Origin of the sequence: Methylorubrum extorquens, from assembly GCF_024169925.1 — a bacterium.
GTDB classification, from domain to species: Bacteria; Pseudomonadota; Alphaproteobacteria; order Rhizobiales; family Beijerinckiaceae; genus Methylobacterium; species Methylobacterium extorquens_A.
In genome coordinates, this window is the sequence record NZ_JALJXF010000001.1 from 1,567,404 (window position 1) to 1,589,775 (window position 22,372).

The following is a 22,372-nucleotide window of genomic DNA, read 5'->3' on the forward strand; positions in this document are numbered from 1 at the left end:
GGGCGATGCAGTCGCGCGGGTGGTGCCGTCACGTACGGCACGGCTGGCGGTGCTGTGCCGTCGCGTACGCCTGCTCCTCCAGGCGTCGGAGCCAGAGGTCCGCGATGTCGCTCAGCGTGTCAGGTTGCGGGGCCACCAGGGTTCGCGCACGAAGTGGAAGGACAGGGTCACACGGGTGGTGATTGTCGGCCCCGGCTGGAGAAGCGGGCTCAGGTCAGCGGTCGGCGCGAAGGAGTGCGCCCCGCGAACATCAAGGACGGCCTCGTCATCCCCAGTCTCGGCCGTGAGGCGCCAGATCGAGAGGTGTCGCGTCCGGAGGGGTGGCGCTCGCTGATGCCGCTCTGTGGGCAATGAAGCGTTACCGCGCCACGACCTTCTAGAACTGGATCGAGGTCGATCGTGATTGGGTGTGGTCGTTGCCGATCTGCCGCCGACGGCGTGAACAAGCTTGGGTGACGCAGGATCCGCGCGAGATAGTGCGGGGCGGCATTGAAGCGGCGGCTTGTTGTGAGCGCGGCGATGCACCAGCGATGATCGTCGTGGTGAAAAAGCATCAAGGGGCGCCCCGTGGGAGGGACGCCGCACCGGGTGCTGCAGCGGCGGCTTTGGTAAGGGCGCAATGACACTAGTGGTGCGAGTCTAACACTTGGTGCCCGCGCCTTGCGGCCTGGATGATGCGATCCGGGTCGGCGGTCCAGGTGAAGGGCTTGGGGTCGCCGTTGCTCTCGGCGATGAAGCGTTTGATGGCCGCCTGTACCTCGATCAGCGATCCGAACACGCCGCGTCGCAGGCGGCGTTTTGCGAGCTTGGCGAAGAAGCCCTCAACGGCGTTGAGCCACGAGGCTGAGGTCGGGGTGAAATGGAAGGTCCAGCGTGGGTGGCGATCGAGCCAGGCGCGGACCTTCGGGTGCTTGTGAACGGCATAGTTGTCCAGGATCGCGTGGACGATCTTGCCCGCCGGAACCGCCGCCTCGACCGCGTTGAGGAAACGGATGAACTCCTGATGCCGGTGGCGCTGCATGCAGCGGCCAATCACCTTGCCCTCCAGGATGTCCAGAGCGGCAAACAGGGTCGTCGTGCCGTGGCGCTTGTAGTCGTGGGTGCGCGTCGTCGGCTGGCCCGGCTTCATCGGCAACGGGGCCTGCGTGCGGGCGAGCGCTTGGATCTGGCTCTTCTCGTCGACCGAAAGCACGACGGCATGGGCGGGCGGATCGACGTAGAGCCCGACGACGTCACGCAATTTGGCAGCGAAGGCCGGGTCGGTAGAGAGCTTGAACTGCCGGACCCGGTGTGGCTGTAGGCCGTGCCTCCGCCAGATCCGCTGCACCGACGAAATGCTTATGGCTGTGACCTTGCTCATGGCGGCGGCCGTCCAATGCGTGGTCTCGCCGGGCGGATCTTCCTGCGTCAGAGCCACAACACGCGCCGCCACCTCCGGCCCCAGCGGCGGGATGCGCGCCGGCCGCGTCTTGTCTCGCAGGAGCCCTTCGACGCCCTCCTGCGCGAAGCGGTCCTGCCAGCGCCAGACCGCCGTCTTGGACACGGCCGCCTCACGCATGATCGCGTGCGTCCCGATCCCATCGGCGCTCAGCAGCACGATGCGAGCGCGCCAAACGTGCTTCTGCGGAGTGTTTCGATCCGCGACCAGGGCCTCTAGCCGAAGGCGATCCGAGGCGGAGAGCGTGAAAGAGATGTCACTGCGCATCCCACGAGACTCGCAGGACGGACTTCAAACCGGAACCCCGGACGGACTCAACCGTCAGGGCTGAACCACTAGCACCTGCCATGAGCAGGCGCGGAAGTACAGATGAGGTAAGTCGTGTCCGCGGCAGAGCTCCGGTGCGGTGCTGTCGATCGACGTTCGTCGATCTAAACTACAGACGCTTGCTCTGATAGATTATACCTCCTCACGAAGCGCATGGAGCCATCAAGGATTTATGCTGGGTAGCGGGATCGCGCGGGGTGTACGCTGGCCTCGCTGTCCGAACGAAGCGGTCCCTATGTGGTTTGTGGTCCGTGCGCAGGCGGCGAGCGTAGGCGGCGGCGCGGTCCAACGTGGAGGGCCCGGCGCGGTGTTCGGCTGCGCCGGGGACGAAGCGGTGGTGTGCGATCGCCAGTGTAGGGCGGGGCGGGCGAACCGCAGTGGAGGGTGTCAGGCGGCGCGGGCTACCTGCTTGGGGAATGGACTGGTTGCGTGCGGTCGGCTTCGCCGCGTTGGCAGCTTCGGACCTACTGGTGTGTCGGTGGTGGACTGCGCGGTCGGTGCGGCGGCGGGGACCGGTGCGGGCGTGGGCATGGCCGCGAGTTCAAGTTCACCGTCGACGAGCCACCAGTCCGTGTAGCGGCGGTGCAGCGCGCGGGCGTGATCCGGGAGGCCAGCCGCCGCTATGGCCACGAACGCGTGCTCCAGAGTCAGCGGGACGAACGGGATCGGGCCGGCCTGCGGGTCCGTGAGCTGGCGCGTGTATGCCGTGGCCGCGGCGTGCGCGAGGCTGTTGTGCATGGGGGCGATGAAGGCCAGCGTCGCCGTTTCCGCGAGACCGGCCGTGAGCATGGCGCTCGCGAGGCAGTGCTGGCGGTAGAGTTGCTGGCAGGCCGAGCCGGTCAGGGTCGGGTCGTCCGGGTCCACGAACAGGCCGGAGGTGGTGCGGGCGATCTCCGTGTATCGCGGGTGTGGCGGCGGTGCGGGTTCGTGGCCGGCTTCGCTGTATTTGATTTCGATGCAGACGATGGTGCGGGCGCCAGTCGCGTCCCGGCCGCGGAGCACGACGTCGTAGGCGGTGCGGTCGGCGGTGTAGCGCGGGTCGCCGCGTCCCGGCGAGTGCTCGAACAGGATGTCGGTGACTGAGGTCAGTTTCCCCGGCAGCAGTTCGGCGGCGAAGCGGGTGGCCAGTTGCGGGTCGCGGGCGAGCGGGCCGAACAGGTTGAAGGCCAGGGGCTGCGAGGACAGCAGGTTGGTCTTCAGCCGGTCGACGTCGTAGGCCGCGCCCGGCTCGCGGTACGCCAGGGCCCGGGTGACCACCGGGACGATGTCCGGATGAAGGAAGTTGCTGCCGAGTGCGCCAGCCGCGGCCGAGATTCGCGAGCCGAGGCGGCGCGGGCGGTGCGGTTGACGGCGGTCGACGTGGGTGCCGATCGCGAGGCCGCGGTCCTCGCGCCAGAGCGCCTGCATGAAGCGGGCGGCGGCCTTGAAGCGGTGGTCGGCGGGGATGAAGACGCGGTGGCGGCGGCGGGCGGCCTCGGGGATGAGGGGCACGCGGTCGATGATGCCGAGGCCCGAAAGGTCGAGGACGGCGCGGGCGGCAACCCCGAGGGGGGCAGGGGCGTCGGCGGCGGGCGGCAGGGGGGCGGTGATGTCCATCGTGCAGGTCCTGGGTCACGGCCGCGGTGGTGCGGCTGGACTGGGTTCCCGGAAGGGGGCAGCGGGATGAACGACGAAGGGGACGGAGCGGTGTTGCTCCCTACCACGCCAGCGGTGCGCCTGAGCGTAGTCCGTCTGGTGCTTCGGTGCGGTCGCCGGTCGAGGTGCCGGGCCGCCACGGGGCGGTCGCAGCCGTCGTCGCCCACGTCAGCGGCGGTACGGCAGGCATGCCGGCGGGTGTCGGCGTAGGGGTGGTAGGCGCAGGTAGTGCACCACCGCCACCCGGCCGGCTGCGTGCGCCTCGTCCCTGGTCTGGCTGATGTTTTCGCGAAGATAGCGGGTCCGACAGCCGGGGTGCACTCGCTGCCGTGCGTCAAAGCGCCGTCGCCCCTTCTGAGATGCGTCACTTCTGGACCTTCGATCAGAGTTGTTGGAATGGCCGCCCGTTACCCGATTGCGGACCATTTAGCCGGGCTCTCGCCGGTGGAGTGGGACGCCGTCCTGGAGAGGGAGGCGGCCCTGGCGACGGCTGCGCGTCAGCCAGGATCAGCAGGCACCAGAGTGGGCGGGCGTGGACAGCCGTTCACGACGGCAGGACGAGGCCGTGAGCGGATGAACCGCTGGCGTCGGCTCGCCAACGGTGGTGGAGCAGATGTGGGATTGAGGAGGGTTCAGCGAGGCATCGACCTGTCGGGCCGAGCTGGAGGTCGTTGGTCGCTGTCGAGGCCGTGTGTCGGCAGAACCGGGCCGTGGCGAAGTGCCAAGTTCCAAATACTTAGCGGCGTCGAGATCGACGGAAAACCGACGATGGTCCGGGTCGGGTGGTTGGTGTCGAGGTCAGTCTTCGGTGGAGCTCACGTGCGTCAGGCCGTGTGGGCACAGTGGTATGGGTGCCGGAGCCAAGCGGCCCTTATCCACCCTGCCGAGGGTGCGCCGGTGCCCACCGGCGTGGGCGGTGGGACCAGTCCTGCAGGGCTACTCGTCTGCCGCCGGCTGGGGTGATTTTCGGTGTGATGTAGTGGTCGTGAATCCCGCGCGGCAGCCGTAGATCCGGTCACCCTTCGTAGCGATGCGGGATTGCGGCATGCTGGATGGTTATGTCCTCAGGGGGCGTCGCCGTCCGCAGCCTCCGCCGCTCGCGATCGCCGGACTGGCACCCAGTTCGTATCGAGCTGGGTGCGACGTTCCGCCATGAACCGGCTGAACGAGGACGTCGTCGTCAGGACCGCGTCGCCGATCGCCAGCCGCAGCCGCCGCTGGCCACTTTCCTCGACGTCGTCAGCTTCGCGCAGCAGGCTCTGCACACGGTGGAGGTCGACCGTGCCGCCCGCGATCAGCGCGCTGGCGTACACAGCATGGTCGGGAGCCTCGGTGTGGCACCAGAGCCAGAGTAGGTGCTCCGCGCTCGCCAGCCGCGCCGGCACGCCGAACCACGGGCGGGTGCGCGCCTCCGACAGCAGCCCCGCCTCGGCGGCGCAGGCGCAGGACCGCAGCGTCAGGACGATCGGTCGCCGGCACTGGTGCGGGTCCATGTACGCCGCGAACCGAGCCCGCGTCGCCCGCATGAGCTCCGCGGCGTGATCGCCCCGATCCGGGTCGAGGTCGGCGACGATCTCGATGTCGCCGACGAAGCGGGCTTGCTCGTGCAGGGTCAGGGCGATGCGGCCGGCCACGGCGTAGGGGAGTCCGGCCGCGTCAAGCCGTCCGACGATGTCGCGAAAGATTGCCGGCAGCATCCCCGGCATCGGGTTGTCCGGATCGGTAACGTCGATCAGCAGCGCCTCGATGTCGGCCGAGCTGCCGCCCATGCTGCGTGTCCTCCGGGTCAGGCGAGCGTGCGGTAGTGCGCGTCGGAGCGCACCGTGTGATGCTTCCCAGTGAGGCCGAACAAGCGAACGAGCTCGGCGATCGTATCCGGCCGCTGCAGGCGCCGGTCGGCGTAGAGGGTGAACAGCGCCGGCCCACGCATGTAGACCACCCGCCCGCGTGGGAACGCCTCGTATTCGTCACCCGCGATGGCTGGCGGCAGGCCGCAGCGGCGCAGAGCCGTCGCCCCGAGCCGGCGCCAAGCTTCCCAGACCTCGTGGTGCCCGCGCGGGTGGGTAAGGCAGTCGCCGTAAGGTTCCGCCCGCGCCAAGGTCGTGCGGTCGGTAACCAGCACCGTGCGTCCGCCGTCGGGCACGCCCCAGAAGATGCCGACGCTCGGTAGGGGCATTTCGCCGAGAGGGTTGCCGGGCTCCGGAGGGGTGGTATCCGTGCCGTGAGTGCTCGTGCTCATCGCGTTCGCTTCCGTCAGAACACGAACTTCCAGTCGATTCGCTTCATGGGGGCACCTGCGTCGGCCAGAGCCGCCGAGCACATCACCACGATGTCCTGCATGATCGGCGTGGTCCCCGCCCGCACGGGGTTCGGCTTGACCATGAAGCACAGGCCCGTGGCCGGCCAGTGCCGCTGCTTGTCGGGGGCGCCGACGGTCATCAGCGTCACGTGCGTCAGGCGGAGCACGTAGCCGTAGGCATTCTCCATGTCGGGTGTCTGGGCAGTCGCGAAGTTGATCACCATCTCCGGCTTGGTCTGGGCCGCACGGTAGCCGGTGACGAAGTTGACCTCGCCCTTGCCGTCATCGACGAGGCGGAAGTCGTGGTTGCAGGAGGCGGGCTTTCCGTCGAGCTTGAGTTCGAGGCAGCCGCCGGACTTGATCTCGTCGACCGGCGGGTTGGCCCGGGCCGGGTGGGCGGCCAGCAGCAACAGGCCGAGCGGCAGCGTCGCGCGCATCATGAGGGTGATCCGTCGAAAAGAGAGTAGGGGGACGCCGGACGGCCCAGGCGCGGAGGCGCCCGGCCGATATCGGAAGGGTCAGCGGCGGGTCAGCGCGCCAGCGAAGGCGCAGGACGTCCCGTGAAAATCACCGCAGCCCTGCTCCTCCATCCGCACGCGCTTACGGTCAGAGCCGAAGCGCAGTGTCAGAGTGCAGATCTCCTCCGAGCCGCTCCCCTTGCGGTTCAATATCAGCACCCCGGCGCCACCGGGCTTGGCAAGACCGCGCAGCTCGCCGGTGCATTCATTCGGAATCGCCGTCTCGGCAACGACGAAGTGGGTGCCGCTGCCGTCACCCAGCTCAAACACCTGCAGATCGAGCCGTCCCTCGCCGCGGCCTTGGTAACGTCCTTCAAAGGGCGAGTCGGCCTGAGCCGGCATCGCGGTGACGGCGAGCGCGACCAGTACGCCGAAACGCAGGGCAGTCGTGGCGGCATGCATATGCCTGCGAACGCGTGGCCTGCGGCCGATCGAGGTGGGCTGACGGGCCGTGAGGAACATGACGAAGGGTCTCGCGGAAGCTCCGGCGGAGCCGAGGATAGGTATTCCCGTTCCCCACCCCGCGAATTTACCGCCGGCTGCAGATTCCCGCTGCGGCCGGCGGTCGCACCCTGATCAGACCGGGCTGGATGTCAGATCCTTCGGACGGCGGAAGGCAGCTGTACCTTTGCCCGGCCGGCCGACCGCGTAGACTCGCAGGTTGTGCTGGCTTCTCAGGCTCTCGGTGATCGTCCCGACCGCGCCGTCCCTCTGGTCCGCGTCGAAGCCGAACAAGACAAGGCGCGGCTCAGAGTCGACCTGCAGCCGGCGTGCGCCGGAGGCCACCTCGACCACGAGCGGATCGCGCTGCGGCAGCGCAGTTACTTCGAGGCCGCGGGCCAGTCGCACCGTGCGGCGCAGGGTGTCGAGGCGGACGAGGTCGCGGCACAAGGCGGGGTAACTCGTAGCGAGGCGGTCGGCCTCGTGCTTCAGCGTGGCACGGTAGCGCTCAACCTGCCCGACGATGGCTGGGATCGATCTGGAGCGCAGCGCAGGGTTTGTCGCGAGCTTGGCCTCGTGAAAGACGAGCCATGCCTCACCGGCCACGCCCCGCTCCTCCAGGCTCGCTACGTCGAGCCGATCCTGCCGCGTTGGGGCCACACCCGCGTCCGCGTCAGGGGATTGAAGTGCGGCGTCCACCTCCGCCTGAGCTCCGTCAGGCTCGGCCGCTGTGTCGAGTGGTGCCCCGGTCAGTGAAACCTCGACATCGACGACGTTCGGGCTGGCCTGCGCAAGCGTGTGCACCCCGGTCTTCTCCAGACCGGCGAGCGGCGTCGCGGCCCGCTTCATTTCTGCCAGCGTCGCGGGGCCTTCGTAGCGGGTCCAGACCGCTGCAGCCGGATCGAGACCGAAGCCGCCATCCGCGGCAAGGCGGGTCATGGCCTGGCGCTGGCGCACAAGGTACTTCACGTGCGTCTCGGCCGCGACGCCCTCGCTCGCTGGGGTGATCCGGAAGAGTGAGGCGCCGCGGTAGTAGACGTTGAGCGACCGGTTCCGGACCGCCAGCAGCAGGTCCGGGTCGGCGAGCACATCAGCCCACCACGCTCCGTTCGGCGCGTCCGCCAGAGCTTCGAGGGCGGCGAGGAAGGGCTCGCCCAGGCTTCGGTACGAAACGACAGCCGTACCGCTTCCGGGGGCGTTCTCCACGCTACTCATGCCGCCGTCTCCCACCATTGTCCGTCCTCTCTGATCGTGACGCGTGACCCGAACAGCGCCGGGAAGCGCTCGGGTTCGAAGGTGTGGACCGGAACGAGCTGGCGCGGCGCGATCGCCCCTGCCAGGCGCTTAAGGTCCGGGATGCTGGCGTGGCCCGAGGTGTGGGCGTGGCTGAGCGGAATGGCGCGGGTAGCCAGATCGGTGACGAGAGCTTGGCCTCGGGGCTGGCCGAGGTAGCCGGCCCACTGCGACCAGATTGCCCGTGCGCCGGTGAGACAGTCGGCTCGGTCGAGGTCGGGCAGCAGCGAGTGGCGGAACAGCAGGGCGGCGCGGGGCGCGATTGCCGCGAGTTGTTCGCCGTAGATGCGGTTGGCTCCATGCCGCTCGATCAGGTCGAAGCGGCCCGTGCGCTTGATCCGCACGCGCTGGTGCTGGGGCACGAAGACACTGACGCCCGACCAGTCGGATTGTGGGATGCGCGGGTTGCCAGTCGCGGCCACCACCTCGGCGGCGTAGAGGTCGAGCACCAAAGTGCGGCCGGTGCGCTTGCATGCGCGGTAGAGGGAGACGACGCGGTCGATGTTTTGAGCCGAGACCGCCACCAGCGCCAGGCCTTCGGTGTCGGCGAACAGGCTGACGAAGCGGTCCTCGATGTCCGCCTCGGTCGGGAAGATGCAGTCGTCGTCGAGGCGGCCGAGGCTCGATCCCTCCAGCAGCAGCGTGTCGATCTCGAGGGGCGGGTCGCGCACGAGGCGCTCGAACAGCGCGCCCTTGCGCCCGTGTGCGCGAAGGTCGCCGGAGTACAGCAGCCGCTGCCCGCCGGCCTCCACCAGTAGGGCGTAGGCGTCGTAGGCCGAGTGGTCGACTAGGATCGGCGTGACGGTGAACGGGCCAAAGCTGAGCGCCTGCCCGTCGGTGAAGGTGACGGTGTTCGTGGGGACATAGCTGTCCGGGACGAAGGCGGCGGCGGCTCGGAGGATGCGCAAGGTCGCGTCGCCCATCGCCACGGGCAGGTCCGGCCCGGCGAGGTGACTTAGTCCGACGTGGTCGCGGTGGCCGTGGCTGAGAACGACCGCGAGGAGATCACCACCGCCGGCGAGTCCGTCAATCGTCGGGTGGCGGCTCGTGTCGGCAGGATCTCCGTCCAGCGGCAGGCCGAGATCGAGCAGCAGCCGGGCCCCATCGTGCTCCAGCTCGACGCAGGTGCCACCAATCTCGCGCGTGCCGCGGTGGATGCGCACCTGCATCGTGCCCCTGTGCCCCTTACGGTCTCCAGCCGCGTCACGAGCTTAGATTTAATGTGTGGCTATAGCCAGTGGTTAGATAGCCCGCGCTGGCCGCTGATCCTGGCCTATGAAGGGTCGGGCATTGGTGGCGTGGAACCTACGCCGGGTGCGTGTGGCGCAGGGCTTGAGTCAGGAGCGGCTAGCGGCGGACGCCGGCGTGGATCGGGCGTATCTCGGCGGGCTTGAGCGACAGGCAGAGAACCCGACGGTTGATCTGCTCGACAAGGTCGCCGAGGCGCTTGCCGTACCGCTGGGGGAGCTGTTCGTTGCACCGGCTGAGGGCGCAACGCCGCCCCTGCCGCTGCGCGCCGGCCGTCGTCGCTGATGGGTGATCAGTACATGCGCGGACATTGCAGAGGCGATGTGGCCGCTTGGGGCTTCCCCGCTGGCGGTATGTTGTCTTGCCTGACGCGTACCCAAAACGAGGTTTACTGGCCGCTGCCGGCGCGGCCAGAGGATAAATACATCAATAAATTCAGATATATATCAAGGCACCCTGGTCTGCCCATCTGATGACGGACGTGCATAAAAGGATCCCTGGCCGTGCATTAGGTTCAGAGACCCGTAATACACGCGAAGGACGTATACGGGGTCTGGGGGTCACTTTCGGACCGATTCTACTGGCACCGGCGTGACGCCGACGCCTCTGTAGCTGCGTCGTCCCGCCGGTGCAGAACCGCGATTAGGTGCAGAACCGCGATCAGGTGCGGGGCTGCAACGGAGCGTCCCAACGTTTGGATCGGCGCGGCGGCAGACCGTGCGTATCGTCTTGCGTCCCTGACGCCAGGACGTAGTCCGTCCGGTGCTCCGCCATGGCCTCCGATACGAGGAGGGCCTTGTCTTCAAGGAACTCGAGACACAGGAGGCCGCTGCGTAGGGAGCGTAGGGCACCTCGTAGATCGGACACGACATAACGGCCGAGCTCGATTGCTGGTGCCGGATCGTGCCATGCAGAGGCCTCTCCTGCCTGTTCGCGCTCCAGATTGAGTATGTGGGAGGATCGGCTCAGGCGACCGCGGAGATTGGAGGCCTGTTCGGGGTCCATCATGACACTGCAGCAGTCGTTCCTGAAGCGATTCGCTGCCCATGCAGCGTCCATCCCAAGAGCGATCTGCCCGTCAACGAGGGCGATCCGGAGTTTAAGCTGCAGGCGCCGCTGGCCGTCCGAGTTAGCGCTTGCGGTGAGCAGGGCGATGTCGACGAGTCGGGAGAGTTCCGCGTGTTCGCACTGCATCGCCAGGGTCGGCTGCAAGGACGAGCGGGGATTGATTACGGGAAAGGTGTCGAACGGTTGCGTAAGGTAGATAGTGAGCCGAGGGTCCTGGATCACACACGTCCTGCCCGAGCTGCGGAACGTCGTCGCGGTCGGGTCGAGATGGCGCATGAGGGATGTGAGTTTCGAGATGTCTGACTCGGCGACACGGAAGGACAGTCCGGCGAGCGCTGGGTCGCTGTGGAAGGCATACATCCGTTGGTTTGACGCGCAGGCGATCCGGTCTTCGATCGCGACTTGGCTCAACTTAGGTAAGGCGTCGATCCTTGTCGCTGCTGCGGGCTTGGCAGCGCGCAGGGCGGTTGAGACTCGATCGGGGAAGATCTGGATTGGATCGCTCAGTTCAAGATTATCCTCCCACGGCATGCCCGTGTCCGTCGGAGCGAAAAAATTAAGCTCAGTGTCGCCATAGAGCAGCCGGCCGTCTGATGTCTGCGACTTCATGGTCCAGTGTGCTGGCTCGTCCGGGACGCTCTGATAGATGGCGCGCGGCGCCAGGCTTCGATTGGACGATTGAGGTCGAGTAGAGGTCTTCTTCGGCTTCGATTTGTTTTTGACAACCTGCAGTGCTGCTAGCCGCAGGATCTGGGCAGGAATTTGCATCCGACCAGCCCCGCTTGAGTTCGTACCACCAGCAAACGGAACCCGAACTTGGCAGCGAATCGAACCGTTGCAGAAGTCGAAGCGCAACCCATCCGGGGTGACTTCGCATGGCACCCTGGTTTCCACGTCCTTCCCGTCTGGTTCCGCTGCGACGGGCATGGGTAGCATTGTGGCGGTGACGTCACGTAGCTGCAGCAGGTCGATGTGATAGGTTTGAAAGCGGATTCCATCCTCCGGTTCTCCAGCCTCCTGCATGTCCTCCGACGGACCGCAGTCTTTTCCGCCGCCCATACCGCTGCAGTCGAAGAGGGCCGATGCCGGTTGATCGACCTGCGTATCGACCGCGGTGGAGCTGGCATCGACATCCATCGACGAATCGGCCCCCTGGGGATCCGAAGTCGGTGGGAGTACGAAGTGCGGCCCAGGTTGGTGCGCGGGCGCGGCGCCTGCCAGCGTGGGACCGAACGCGGGGGCGGCGACTGGCAGCGCTGCGGGCGTGGTATCGGGGTCAGCGTCTGTCATGATCTTCCTTCGTGTTGATGGGTTGTCACAAGAGCTTCCCGTCGCCGGGAGCGGACTGTTCTCCCGTCAGTGACCACCATCCGCCCCAGGACCGGGGCCGCAGTTCAGCCCGCCAGCTGCAGCGGACCTCGAGATCCGCAAACGCTGCGGCTCGGCGCGCGCGCACTAGGGCGTTGGGTCCGTCGGGGTACAGCGCATCGATGCGGGCGCGGAACTCGACGCGCGCCGCGCGCTCTGCCGATCGGGCGCGGTGTTCGTCGAGTTCCCATCCAGAGAAGAGCCACGCCCAGGCGCGATCCTGCATTGGGTTGAGGAAGCCCATACCGTCCGCCGCCGCTCTCCGTCGTGCTTCTGGGGCGATCGAGTCCGAGGTGCTGATGCGCTGGGCGGCGTCGATCGCGCCGATCGCACGCCGCTCTGATACGGGCACACCAAGCAGATCGATCAGGGGGCGCCGAACATCCTCCTCGTCCCAGTCGTAGATGTTGGGGTCGAGGCCACGCAGGAGCCGCCGGAACGAGGTGGCGTGGTAAGCGACCCGCTCGTCCCGCTTCGTCGCACGGCAGACTGCCACTTGAGCTTGGGGCGCGGGGCGGCGCCGGGTCGTCTTGAAGTCTTCCTCCGCCCAGGAGGTGAAATCGACGAGGCGGTGGTCAGGGACGACATGCGCGGCGAGTTCGGTGACGAAGCGTCCCTTACCGGTCATTTCGTGAACGGAGAGGAACGGAAAGTCGTCCTGACCGCGCCGCTTGAGGAGGGCCCGAGCGCGACGGCAGAAATCCGTGATGGCCGCGCTCGCGACGGATCCCGCGTGCGCCGCGTCGGGGCCGTGGTCGAACGTCACCCGGACGTTGAGCAGGCGTCCGGTGTCTTGTGCGAGGAAGGAGGCGGCGATGTACAGGTCGCGGGCTTGGCTGGCGTTCAGGTACGGCTGCCGCCGCTCGACCCGCGAGCGCGTCTTGGCTCGCTCGTGCGCGGCAAGCCTGCGGCGACAGCGGGGGAGAATGGGAGACGCCGTCGGCGGAAGATCATGGTCGGTGGCCGGATGTACGCGCTCTGGCCCCTCGCGCGCTGCGCCAAGCAGGTCGTAGAACCCAGTCAGACGGAGGATGAGTTCGTCTTGCGTCACTGGGCCGTCCCCCAAAAGCGCGCACAGTCCTCCAGGTACGCTGCGAGGGACGAGGTTTCCGGACGGCGAGCGTCGAAGCGCGCTACCAACGCCTCACGACGCTCTACGGGGAGGTCGTTCACCGGATCGTAGGCCTTACCGATATGCCGGACGTGAGAAAGGCTTAGGCGGAGCAGGAAGCGCTGCATCGTGGCACGCTTCTCATCAGGGCTTCCGGGCGCCTCCACGAAGGCAGCGATGGCGCCCGATAAATCGTCATCGAGCAGAGCTTCGGCACAGCGCAGGCAGGCCGCGAGGGGATCGGGGAACAGCCGGCGGACCGTGGCCACGGTCAGCGGACCCGCGGTTATGCATCGGTCGAGCGCTGCCGCCACCTCGCGGTAGCTCACCCCCTCATGTGCTGCCAGAAGGTCGAGCGCGGCTGGTTCATATGCCTCCGGTCCCAAGCCCCACCCCACCTCGCATCGCCGGCGGAGGTAACGCAGGCGGTCCACTGTACAGGCCGGACGTAGCCGGACGTGGCGGCAGCGCGTCAGGAGGGCGGTGCCGAGCTTGTCCGGCTCCGTGGTGGCAAGAATGTAGATCGCGTGAGGTGCGGGCTCTTCAAGGTCCTTGAGGAGCGCGTCTTTCCCCGCGCGGGAGGTGCGGTGCGCTTCGTCGGCAAAGCCTACTTTGAAACGCCCGAGGGGTGAGCGGCGCATCAGCGCCACCAGGTGGGACATCGCATCGACGCCGGTGTACTCGGCCGCACTAATCTCGACGTAGTCGTCGATTCCACGTGGCGGATTCTCCCGGAATGCATTGCAGATGGCGCAGGCCCCACAGGCCTCGTGGCCTTCGTTCCGGTTCCAGCACAGGGCGACGTTTCCCAGGATGCGCGCGATCGTCGTCTTCCCGATCCCACTAACGCCGCTCAGGAGCAGCGTCCGGCAGCGCGGCTTCGAGTTGGCCGCGCTGAGCGCATCCTCCAGGAAGGATCGGATCGCGCCGATTGCCTCCTCCTGACCGCTCATGTCCTCGAAGCTGCGCGGACGATCGAGGAACGCGGCCTGCGCGGGGACAGGGCGCCGCCACGCGGAATCCGAAGGGTCACTCGACATGGTCGGCGCGCTCCCGATGGGTTTGCGGCATAGGTGGCCGATCGATGAACCCGGGTGACGGGCATCGTGGTGGGTTAGCCGTTCCTGTGAAGGCTCGTGCGGGTCCCTAGTGGTTCAGCCCTGACGGTTGAGTCCGTCCGGGGTTCCGGTTTGAAGTCCGTCCTGCGAGTCTCGTGGGATGCGCAGTGACATCTCTTTCACGCTCTCCGCCTCGGATCGCCTTCGGCTAGAGGCCCTGGTCGCGGATCGAAACACTCCGCAGAAGCACGTTTGGCGCGCTCGCATCGTGCTGCTGAGCGCCGATGGGATCGGGACGCACGCGATCATGCGTGAGGCGGCCGTGTCCAAGACGGCGGTCTGGCGCTGGCAGGACCGCTTCGCGCAGGAGGGCGTCGAAGGGCTCCTGCGAGACAAGACGCGGCCGGCGCGCATCCCGCCGCTGGGGCCGGAGGTGGCGGCGCGTGTTGTGGCTCTGACGCAGGAAGATCCGCCCGGCGAGACCACGCATTGGACGGCCGCCGCCATGAGCAAGGTCACAGCCATAAGCATTTCGTCGGTGCAGCGGATCTGGCGGAGGCACGGCCTACAGCCACACCGGGTCCGGCAGTTCAAGCTCTCTACCGACCCGGCCTTCGCTGCCAAATTGCGTGACGTCGTCGGGCTCTACGTCGATCCGCCCGCCCATGCCGTCGTGCTTTCGGTCGACGAGAAGAGCCAGATCCAAGCGCTCGCCCGCACGCAGGCCCCGTTGCCGATGAAGCCGGGCCAGCCGACGACGCGCACCCACGACTACAAGCGCCACGGCACGACGACCCTGTTTGCCGCTCTGGACATCCTGGAGGGCAAGGTGATTGGCCGCTGCATGCAGCGCCACCGGCATCAGGAGTTCATCCGTTTCCTCAACGCGGTCGAGGCGGCGGTTCCGGCGGGCAAGATCGTCCACGCGATCCTGGACAACTATGCCGTTCACAAGCACCCGAAGGTCCGCGCCTGGCTCGATCGCCACCCACGCTGGACCTTCCATTTCACCCCGACCTCAGCCTCGTGGCTCAACGCCGTTGAGGGCTTCTTCGCCAAGCTCGCAAAACGCCGCCTGCGACGCGGCGTGTTCGGATCGCTGATCGAGGTACAGGCGGCCATCAAACGCTTCATCGCCGAGAGCAACGGCGACCCCAAGCCCTTCACCTGGACCGCCGACCCGGATCGCATCATCCAGGCCGCAAGGCGCGGGCACCAAGTGTTAGACTCGCACCACTAGAACGCGCGCAGGCCGATCCTGCCTGCCGAGGTAGGCCGATCCTGCCTCAGTCGTCCGGATCGCGCAAAGGTTCGGCCGCCTCGCGTCTGCGGTCGAGTAGTTCCGCTACGATCAGAGCTTCGTCTTCGGTCAGAGCAGCTACGAACCGGGCGAGAAGTTCATGGGACGATGACTTCGGTGTAACGGCCACTTTCCGGAAGAGGCCGCCCGTCGTGAAAATCGGATCATTATTGATGCGGATGCGTTTGCCGGTCGCAACACATCCTAATAGCTCTAGTTTAGCGGCCGTCGCTACGCCGACGAATTGCTTTGTCTTCGACGATGCAAACGTGTCGCGGCCGAACTGCTCGATCAGATACTTGCTGATGGCTCCGACTGGCGGATCGCCCGCCGACACGGCTGCAAGAAGCGGAGCTTCGAGAGAGTGTCCCGATATGAAGGTCTGAATCTGGATCAGGATGGGCGAGGCACGTGAAAGCTGCCTTGCGCGCTGCTGCATGGAGTAGGCCGGCATCACAAGATCCAGTATCTTGCACGTGACAAGGGTTTCAATACGTTTAGACCGGTGACCTCTTGTTGTCGAGTCCGCTTGCCTGCGATTTTAGGGTTTCGGCGGGAGGGGTTGGCTCGACGCGTGCGGTGACACGTCTCCCCCACCTGGAAGAAGATGAGACAGGCCCGACTCGATCACGATCGTCTCGACGGCTGCCTTCAGTTGCGCGAGCGTCGAGCGTTTGGTGTAGCGAGCCGTCTCGCCTGGGGTCGTATGACCCGTGACGTGATCGATCACGGCCGTAGCCACACCAGCTTGGTGCATCAGCGTCGTCGCGGTGTGCCGGAAGGAGTGGAAGTTCAGCCCGGGGCGGTAGAGGCCAACGTCCCGTCGGTAGCGCGTGAACCATTTGGTGAAGGCGTGCCCCAAACGGTCGTCCGCGCCGCCCGGACGGAACGCGGGAAACACGCGGGTCTGCCGGCTGCGGCGCAGACGCTCGACATGTTGCATGAACCCGAGCCGGATCAGTTCCGAGTGCATAGGCACGCGCCGGATCGCCGTGGCATTCTTAAGCTTGCGCGGCGGCCGATCGTTGATGTCGAAGTACCAAATCCCGTTCTCTTGACGAACGTCCTCAAGTTGCAGCTGGCAGATCTCCTCCTGGCGCAGCCCGGAGAAGACGGCGATCAGCGGCAGCCAGAAGCGCTCGTCCCGGAGGATGAGCGTACCGGGCGTGCTTCGCTGCGTCGCCGACCGGCAGCCGGTCCAGACCGGCGTGGTGAAAAGGCGCGCGAGGTTGGCCTGTTCCCACATGTCCCGCTGCTCGCTCGGCTTGCGGGTGGCGGAGAAGCGATGGCCTGAGAAGATGTTTTCGCCCGCATCACCCTCCGCCACCGCCGCCGTCCAGAGTGTGGATAGAGCCGAGAAGTGGCGTTTGATGGTCTTCTGGGTGATGACCTCGACACGGCCGGCCTGGGGCAGGGCGGTGTAGGCGCTCAAGATCGCCTCGACGCTGAGGCCGCGGTACCGTGGGTGCTTGCCGTAGTCGCTGGGCAGGCGTTCGACGCGCTCGCGGAAGCGCCCGGCGTCCTTGCGGGTGTAGGCGCCGAGGGGCTTGTCGCCGCACACGTCGACGAACAGGCGATAGGTGGCGCCGGCCTGCGCCGCGGTCTGATTGTCCCAGCGCTTCGTCTGGACCTGCTGGTCGCGGAAAGCTTTGCCGCGGCCCTCGAACCGGACGCCGGGCACTGGAACGGTGTCGTTTTTCGCGGGCGGTGGTGATGCCACTGGAGCGACAGGGGCGGTTGCGGCCATCGGTGGTGCCGCAGGCGTCGGCCATTGCTTCGGTTGTGGCTCGGCAAGCGTCGCCTTCAGGAGCTTGTCGCGCGGCTCGTAGTTGAAGTCGCCCTCGTAGCGGGCTTTCAGCGCCTCGGAGAGGTCGATCCCCGCACGCAGCATGGCCTGCTTGGCTCTGGCCGCTTCCGTGGGCGTCAGATCCCGGATGGCGATCCCCTGACGCTTCAACATCACCTCGGCGATGAAAGCCGCCTCGTCGAGGCGGTTGCCGGCTAGCGCCTCGCGGCCTTTAGCGGCCATCGTCGCGTACTGCGTGACTCGGGCCTCCCGCACGCCATCGGGCAGCGGGCCACGGGTGAGCCGGCCGGCGTTCTCGTCGGTCAGCATGGTGTCGAAGAAGTCGCGGACGAGGCGGATGATCTGGTCGTCGGTCAGCATCGGCGTAGCGCGCAGGGTCGAGAACAGCTCTTCCGCCGCCACGTATAGCCGACAGCCCCTGAGCTTGGCAGCGCGGATATCGCCCGTGCCGAGGCTGCACACGAGTTCGTGGCGGCCGAGGCGTAGCCGAAGGTCGGCCGGGATTCGGCGTCGGAAGTGAAAGATGCGTCCGCGCTGGACGACGTTGGCGACCGAACCCAAACCGCGCTCCCGCCGTCCGCGCGGACGGCCTGTGTAGCAGCGGTGTGTAGCAAAGTGCTCAGACCGCAGGGCGGCTCAGCAAAATCGTCAGCGTCTGCAGTGGCTTAGGTCGCTAGATGGCTGGGGGACCTGGATTCGAACCAGGACTAGCGGAGTCAGAGTCCGCGGTTCTACCGTTAAACTATCCCCCACCGGAGCCCTCACCTGTCCCGTTGAGAACGGTCCGGATTCAGGCAGGAAAGCGTTTGCCGCAATCCCGCGCTCGGTGCTGGCGTCAGATAGGCTGTGACGGGCGTCACGTCAACATGGATGCGCACGCGATCGTGCGGATGAGGGTCGACGGCCACGGTTGCCGGAGCCTGCCGGGTCTCGGGAGCGGCTGGCGGCGGCGTCCGCGCGCTCGGAAGCCACCGGTTCAGTTCAGGGAAGGCTGACGGTGGCCGGCCTTGGCCGCGACGAGCGCCTCCGTCGGCGATAGGGCCGCCGCCCGCGTGGACGGGCCCAGCGCCAGCGTCTCGGCGATCACGTAGCGGGCCAGCGCGTCGAAGGTGTAGACCCGTTCGACCAGCGCCTGAGCTGCCGACGTCATCCGGTCGACGCCCGCGTCGTCCGTGCGCAGCAGGTGATCGAGGGCGCGTTCCAGATCCTCCTGCGGGTCGAGATAGAACCCCTCGCGGCCGTGCAGGAACGGCTTGATGCCTGTCAGCGGGCGGGTGTCGAAGATCGGCACGCTGCCCAGCGCTGCGACCTCGTAGTGCCGGTAGCAATCCCAGCCGACGCCGCTCGGCGACAGGCAGAACCGGCTCCGGGTGATCGCCTCGGCGAAGGCTTCCGGGCTCAAGCGGTGCGTCGGCGCGTGGATGCGCCAGCCGCGGGCCGCCAATCGGGGCAGGACGCCGCTCAAGGCCTCGCGGAAGGCGATCCCCTGCGCCGAGCCGACGTAGAACAGGTCGTAGCTGCGCGCGGAGGCCGGGATCGGGGCTTTCAATGCCGTGGCCCCGATTCCGAGGGCGAAGGGGCGCAGCTTGGCCCGCAGGGCGAGGCAGGCGGGATCCTGGCGGGCATGGCCGGCGCAGGCGCCGCGGGGCAGCACCGTCTCAAGGGTATTCCACGGATTGGCGGCCAACTCGCGCTTGAAGAACAGGTCGCAACGCCGGAGGAAGGCGCGGTCGCGTGGGTGGATCGTGAGATGGTCGGTCACGTCGAGGACCGCGAGCCGGACGCGGGGGCCGCGGGCGGCGAACAGGACGAGGCCGCGGAAGGCGAGCCCGATCAGGCTCAAGGCCGCATGGACGGGATAGGCGCGCCCGGCGCTGTTGACCGGGCCGACACAACGGGCAACGACGATGTCGTAGTCCTGGACGAGGCAGGCGCGAGCGATGCCGGCCACCCGCCGAACCAGCTTCAGCAGCCGCAGGGGCATGCTGCCGGAACGCGGTGCGCGGGTCCGCACGTCGGCCCAGCGCAGCCGCGTGTCGAGGAAGGTCGTGCGCTCGGGGAAGGCGGCGGTCACGAGCGGCATCAGCCCGAATTCGAGAATCCGCGGAGGGCCCGGGAGGCCATCCGACGCCACGTGGCGGGCGCGGTCGGTCAGCGTCTCCATGGCGGCTCCCTTGGTGGCTCCATGGCGGCTTCGGGGTCGGCCTTGCGGCGCTCGCCCCGCGCCGGGACCGTGCCACCGGATCCGCTCGAACGGAGCGGTCTCCACCTCATAACGCCCGCGCGATGTCCGAGCCGGCGCCCACTGTCATGGCGACGGGATCGCGAGGGCATCAGCTCGGACCTTAGAAATGGGCGTGGGGCTGAAGCTTCAGCCGGCTGCGGCCGAGATCGAGCTGCTTACTGATGAGCCAATCCGGGTTGCGGGCGTTGAAGTAGCCTTTCAGCGCATAGCGCCAGAACAGCTCTTCCGCGCGGGAGGACGGCCCGTGCACCCCCTTCACCTGGGCGACCTCGCCCAGCGCCCGTGCCTTATGGGCGAGGTTGGCGCTGTTGTTCTGGCCGGTGCGGCGGAAGCAGGCGACCGGCCGGCCGACGCGGGCATAGGGTTCCTGCGCCAGGGCACGGCAGAACATCTCGTAGTCGCCGCAATCCCTGAACGCGTAGTTGAACCCGCCGAGTTCAGCGTAGAAATCCCGCGCGATGTAGGTCGCCATGTGCATGACCGGGTTCCAGCCGAGGCACACGAGCATGCGCGGCGTCATCCAGTTGGGCGGGGCGGCCAACCCGCCCAGGCCCCGGCCGCGCCCGTCGATCCAGCGGATCCCGCCGACGACCCAGCGCCGGCGGTTGCCTTTGTAGGCCTCGACCACGGCCTCCAGGCCGCCTTCGAGCAGCACGTCATCCGCACCCAGGAAGCCGAGCAACTCGCCCGAGGCGGCGAAGGAGCCCTTGTTGATCGCGTCGAAGATGCCGCGATCCTTGCCCTGGAGCACGGTGGCGCCCAGGCTTTGGGCGAGTTCGACGGTTCCGTCGGTGCTGCCCGCATCGACGATCACATGCTCGACCTCGATGCCGTTGCGGGCGCTGGCCCGCGAGGATTCGATGCATTCGCGCAAGTATTCGACGCCGTTCAGCGTCGGGGTGACCACGGACACCTTCATGGCCGGCTTCCTCGTCTTTTGGCTTGCGATCGCGTTCGGGATCACGCGTTTTCGGGGATAGGCGGCGCCGGGCCGTCTGGGCGCCGCGCGATCGTCAGGCGACGGCCGCCAGGGCGCCGGAGAAGCTGTCGCGGCCGGCCACGAGGGGGAGGGGCGGTACGAGGCCGCCGAACCGCTCGGCGGGGGCACAGCCATTGGTGACGATGCCCTTGTTCATCGCCCAGACCGCCGCCTGCGTCCGATTCTTCACCCGGACCTTGCGCAGGATCGCCTTGACGTGAACCTTGACCGTGGCCTCCGCGATGTCGAGGTTGCGGGCAATGACTTTGTTGGACTCTCCCAGAGCCAGCCCTTCGAGGATGTTGACCTCGCGGCTCGACAGGCTGGCGAGCGAGGTGCCGTCTGCCCTCTGCAGCCCGGTAAGGGCGGCGACCGGGCCGGGCGTGCGCACCGGGTCGAAGGCCAGGCACAAACGCCCAAGGAAGCTCACCGGCAGCACCGCGCAATCGGCGATCACCACTTCCAGGGTCTTGAGGAGGTCGGCCGGGGAGACGTCCTCGGTCAGATAGGCCGAAGCGCCGAGTTGAAGGCTGCGCAGCATCAGCCCCTCGGTGTCGCGCAGCGCGAGCGCCACGATCTTGACCTCGGGCAGCGCCTCGGCGACCTGCCCGACGATACCCGCAGCCTCCTCATCGATGACGACGAGCGCCAAATGCGCCGCCTTGAGGTCGGACAGGTGAAGCGCCGGGCTGGCCGCGACCTGCCGCACCACGAAGCGGGTGCCGGACAAAAGCGCGATCAGGCTTTCCCGGACCATACGGTTGTCACTGACAATGAGCGTATCGATATGTTCCATCGGAGTTACTCCCCTGATCTCCTGAAAACCTCCCGCGCCGGATCACCCTGTCCGCCAGATTCTGTTCGGGCCGTTCAAACGCACATATTGTGCGTCGCAGAATGGTTAGGCACAAATTAACTAGACCGAATGGGAGGTGTCCTGTCATGTCAGAAAAAACTTGGACAACTCAGCACGGACTATCCAGTTCGTACTAGATTTTGCCCTTGAGGATTGTCGGCGCGAGCAACGCAGCCTCGGTTCGATTTCTGACGCCGAGCATCCGGATCACGGCGGAGACGTGAATTTTCACGGTCGCCTCGGCGATACTCAGCGCGATCGCGATCTCTCGATTGGATAACCCCTTGCCGATCAGCGCCAGAACTTCGCGCTGGCGCAGGGTCAACCCGAACGTTCGCACGCCGCGCTCCGGTTGCCGCAGCGCGGCCACAGCCTCCGGCGGCTTTACGGCCAGAATCGCACTGGGTGCGTAGAGCCGGCCGTCGAGCGTGGTTCGAACCGCCTCGAGCATTTCCTCGTGGCTCTGGCGCCGCACGATCAATCCGTGGAAGCCGAGGCTTAGGGCATCCTGGAACAGGTCGGCCGAGGCGTGGGGAACGATGAGCAGGAGGCGTGCGGTGCCGGCCGCTCGCTTCAGGGCTCCGAGATAGGTCGGGTCTCCGGCCGGAAGGAGGCGCGATCCGACGATGACGAGATCCGTTTTCAGTGGCGATCGGAGGCTGTTGATCAGTTCCGATGAACTCGAAACATCAAAGACGATGATTCCACTCACATTTAATTCCAAACTTCTACGCAGCATGCTGCGGAAGTTTCTCTGGTCATCTGCAATGACGATCCGCAACATAATTAAGAATTAACTCCCTAGATTGCGGATCAGCAGGATAAAAATCATTATGTCTCCAAAAAATTCCACCCTGATCATCACGTTCGGTTTTGTTTTCCGTGAATTACAGATTTCGATTGCGACAAGATCGGGACCGACGTCAAATCAAAACAAAATCCTTAATCATAGACAAATCAACAGACTCTCCTGCAACGCAGCAGAGCTTTGCCCTTCCAATGCTTAGCATGAAGGCGGCAACCAACAAGTTTCTCTCAAGAGATTACCCGATATTGGCAAATATTATTTTGAATCATCGAATTCAAGGCGAGATCAATCCAGAAAATCCGCGACACACCATCAATTATGAATTGAATACGCCTTTCGGGCTATCAACAATGAGGTATCCGCGAAACACTTTTGTTATATACTGCGTCGCAGCAGAGTCATATCGTACAACCCGACGACGGCCTTGGCGGAATTAATCCGGTGTTTCAACCATAACCCGGATGGATCATGCCAACATGGCAGCGATGGGTAACGGGGCTCCTGACGATGTCAGTAATCGCGGTCGGTGGTGGCGGCTCGATCACGCTGCTGATGTACGGACATCGATGCCGA

19 protein-coding genes and 1 tRNA gene are annotated in these 22,372 nt (G+C 66.4%); 2 read left to right on the forward strand and 18 right to left on the reverse strand.

Annotation, left to right across the window (positions count from 1 at the left end; genetic code table 11):
* Positions 1 to 625: 625 nt before the first annotated feature.
* The 8 genes from J2W78_RS07470 to J2W78_RS07505 form a co-directional block, all read right to left on the reverse strand.
* Positions 626 to 1,705: an IS630 family transposase gene (locus J2W78_RS07470; RefSeq protein WP_253368020.1), complete on the reverse strand. Its 1,080-nt coding sequence runs from the start codon at positions 1,703 to 1,705 to the stop codon at positions 626 to 628.
* Positions 1,706 to 2,152: 447 nt separating this feature from the next.
* Positions 2,153 to 3,361, reverse strand: coding sequence for a PGN_0703 family putative restriction endonuclease (locus J2W78_RS07475; RefSeq protein WP_253369367.1), 1,209 nt, complete (start codon positions 3,359 to 3,361; stop codon positions 2,153 to 2,155).
* A 1,103-nt stretch (positions 3,362 to 4,464) separates the two neighbouring features.
* A complete protein-coding gene (locus tag J2W78_RS07480) occupies positions 4,465 to 5,169 on the reverse strand; it encodes a hypothetical protein (protein WP_253369369.1) in 705 nt (234 codons plus the stop codon).
* A gap of 17 nt (positions 5,170 to 5,186) precedes the next feature.
* Positions 5,187 to 5,639: a hypothetical protein gene (locus tag J2W78_RS07485; protein ID WP_253369370.1), complete on the reverse strand. Its 453-nt coding sequence runs from the start codon at positions 5,637 to 5,639 to the stop codon at positions 5,187 to 5,189.
* 14 nt (positions 5,640 to 5,653) lie between these two features.
* Positions 5,654 to 6,139: a hypothetical protein gene (locus J2W78_RS07490; RefSeq protein WP_253369372.1), complete on the reverse strand. Its 486-nt coding sequence runs from the start codon at positions 6,137 to 6,139 to the stop codon at positions 5,654 to 5,656.
* 78 nt (positions 6,140 to 6,217) lie between these two features.
* Complete coding sequence (locus J2W78_RS07495) at positions 6,218 to 6,679, reverse strand: hypothetical protein (RefSeq protein ID WP_253369374.1); 462 nt, start codon at positions 6,677 to 6,679, stop codon at positions 6,218 to 6,220.
* A gap of 114 nt (positions 6,680 to 6,793) precedes the next feature.
* Positions 6,794 to 7,873: a hypothetical protein gene (locus J2W78_RS07500; protein WP_253369376.1), complete on the reverse strand. Its 1,080-nt coding sequence runs from the start codon at positions 7,871 to 7,873 to the stop codon at positions 6,794 to 6,796.
* Positions 7,870 to 9,120: an MBL fold metallo-hydrolase gene (locus J2W78_RS07505; RefSeq protein ID WP_253369378.1), complete on the reverse strand. Its 1,251-nt coding sequence runs from the start codon at positions 9,118 to 9,120 to the stop codon at positions 7,870 to 7,872. The genes J2W78_RS07500 and J2W78_RS07505 overlap by 4 nt, the downstream gene beginning before the upstream one ends.
* Before the next feature lie 106 nt (positions 9,121 to 9,226).
* Here J2W78_RS07505 and J2W78_RS07510 point away from each other — a divergent pair, with 106 nt between their 5' ends.
* Positions 9,227 to 9,484 carry a helix-turn-helix domain-containing protein gene (locus J2W78_RS07510; protein WP_253369380.1) on the forward strand — a complete coding sequence of 86 codons (258 nt, stop codon included), beginning with the start codon at positions 9,227 to 9,229 and terminating at the stop codon, positions 9,482 to 9,484.
* 375 nt (positions 9,485 to 9,859) lie between these two features.
* Here J2W78_RS07510 and J2W78_RS07515 read toward each other — a convergent pair whose 3' ends face one another.
* The 3 genes from J2W78_RS07515 to J2W78_RS07525 form a co-directional block, all read right to left on the reverse strand.
* Complete coding sequence (locus tag J2W78_RS07515; protein ID WP_253369382.1) at positions 9,860 to 11,404, reverse strand: hypothetical protein; 1,545 nt, start codon at positions 11,402 to 11,404, stop codon at positions 9,860 to 9,862.
* A 178-nt stretch (positions 11,405 to 11,582) separates the two neighbouring features.
* Positions 11,583 to 12,686 (reverse strand): hypothetical protein, encoded by a 1,104-nt coding sequence (locus tag J2W78_RS07520; RefSeq protein WP_253369383.1) that lies wholly within the window; start codon positions 12,684 to 12,686, stop codon positions 11,583 to 11,585.
* On the reverse strand, positions 12,683 to 13,786 hold the full coding sequence (locus J2W78_RS07525) for an AAA family ATPase (protein WP_253369385.1): 1,104 nt from the start codon (positions 13,784 to 13,786) through the stop codon (positions 12,683 to 12,685). Before J2W78_RS07525 ends, J2W78_RS07520 begins: the two co-directional genes overlap by 4 nt.
* A 178-nt stretch (positions 13,787 to 13,964) precedes the next feature.
* On the opposite strand from J2W78_RS07525, the gene J2W78_RS07530 reads away from it, so the two are divergent.
* Positions 13,965 to 15,044 (forward strand): IS630 family transposase, encoded by a 1,080-nt coding sequence (locus J2W78_RS07530; RefSeq protein WP_253368020.1) that lies wholly within the window; start codon positions 13,965 to 13,967, stop codon positions 15,042 to 15,044.
* Between the two features lie 46 nt (positions 15,045 to 15,090).
* On the opposite strand, the gene J2W78_RS07535 is transcribed toward J2W78_RS07530, so the two are convergent.
* From J2W78_RS07535 to J2W78_RS07565, 7 genes are all read right to left on the reverse strand, one after another.
* Complete coding sequence (locus tag J2W78_RS07535) at positions 15,091 to 15,558, reverse strand: hypothetical protein (protein WP_253369387.1); 468 nt, start codon at positions 15,556 to 15,558, stop codon at positions 15,091 to 15,093.
* An 87-nt stretch (positions 15,559 to 15,645) separates the two neighbouring features.
* Positions 15,646 to 17,472: a site-specific integrase gene (locus tag J2W78_RS07540; RefSeq protein ID WP_253369388.1), complete on the reverse strand. Its 1,827-nt coding sequence runs from the start codon at positions 17,470 to 17,472 to the stop codon at positions 15,646 to 15,648.
* A 117-nt stretch (positions 17,473 to 17,589) separates the two neighbouring features.
* A tRNA-Gln gene (locus tag J2W78_RS07545) sits at positions 17,590 to 17,663 on the reverse strand.
* A gap of 224 nt (positions 17,664 to 17,887) precedes the next feature.
* Positions 17,888 to 19,075: a glycosyltransferase family protein gene (locus J2W78_RS07550; RefSeq protein ID WP_253369391.1), complete on the reverse strand. Its 1,188-nt coding sequence runs from the start codon at positions 19,073 to 19,075 to the stop codon at positions 17,888 to 17,890.
* Between the two features lie 181 nt (positions 19,076 to 19,256).
* Positions 19,257 to 20,075 carry a glycosyltransferase family 2 protein gene (locus J2W78_RS07555; RefSeq protein WP_253369393.1) on the reverse strand — a complete coding sequence of 273 codons (819 nt, stop codon included), beginning with the start codon at positions 20,073 to 20,075 and terminating at the stop codon, positions 19,257 to 19,259.
* A 94-nt stretch (positions 20,076 to 20,169) separates the two neighbouring features.
* Positions 20,170 to 20,931 (reverse strand): LuxR C-terminal-related transcriptional regulator, encoded by a 762-nt coding sequence (locus tag J2W78_RS07560; protein WP_253369395.1) that lies wholly within the window; start codon positions 20,929 to 20,931, stop codon positions 20,170 to 20,172.
* A gap of 193 nt (positions 20,932 to 21,124) precedes the next feature.
* Positions 21,125 to 21,775, reverse strand: coding sequence for a response regulator transcription factor (locus J2W78_RS07565; RefSeq protein WP_253369397.1), 651 nt, complete (start codon positions 21,773 to 21,775; stop codon positions 21,125 to 21,127).
* Positions 21,776 to 22,372: the final 597 nt, after the last annotated feature.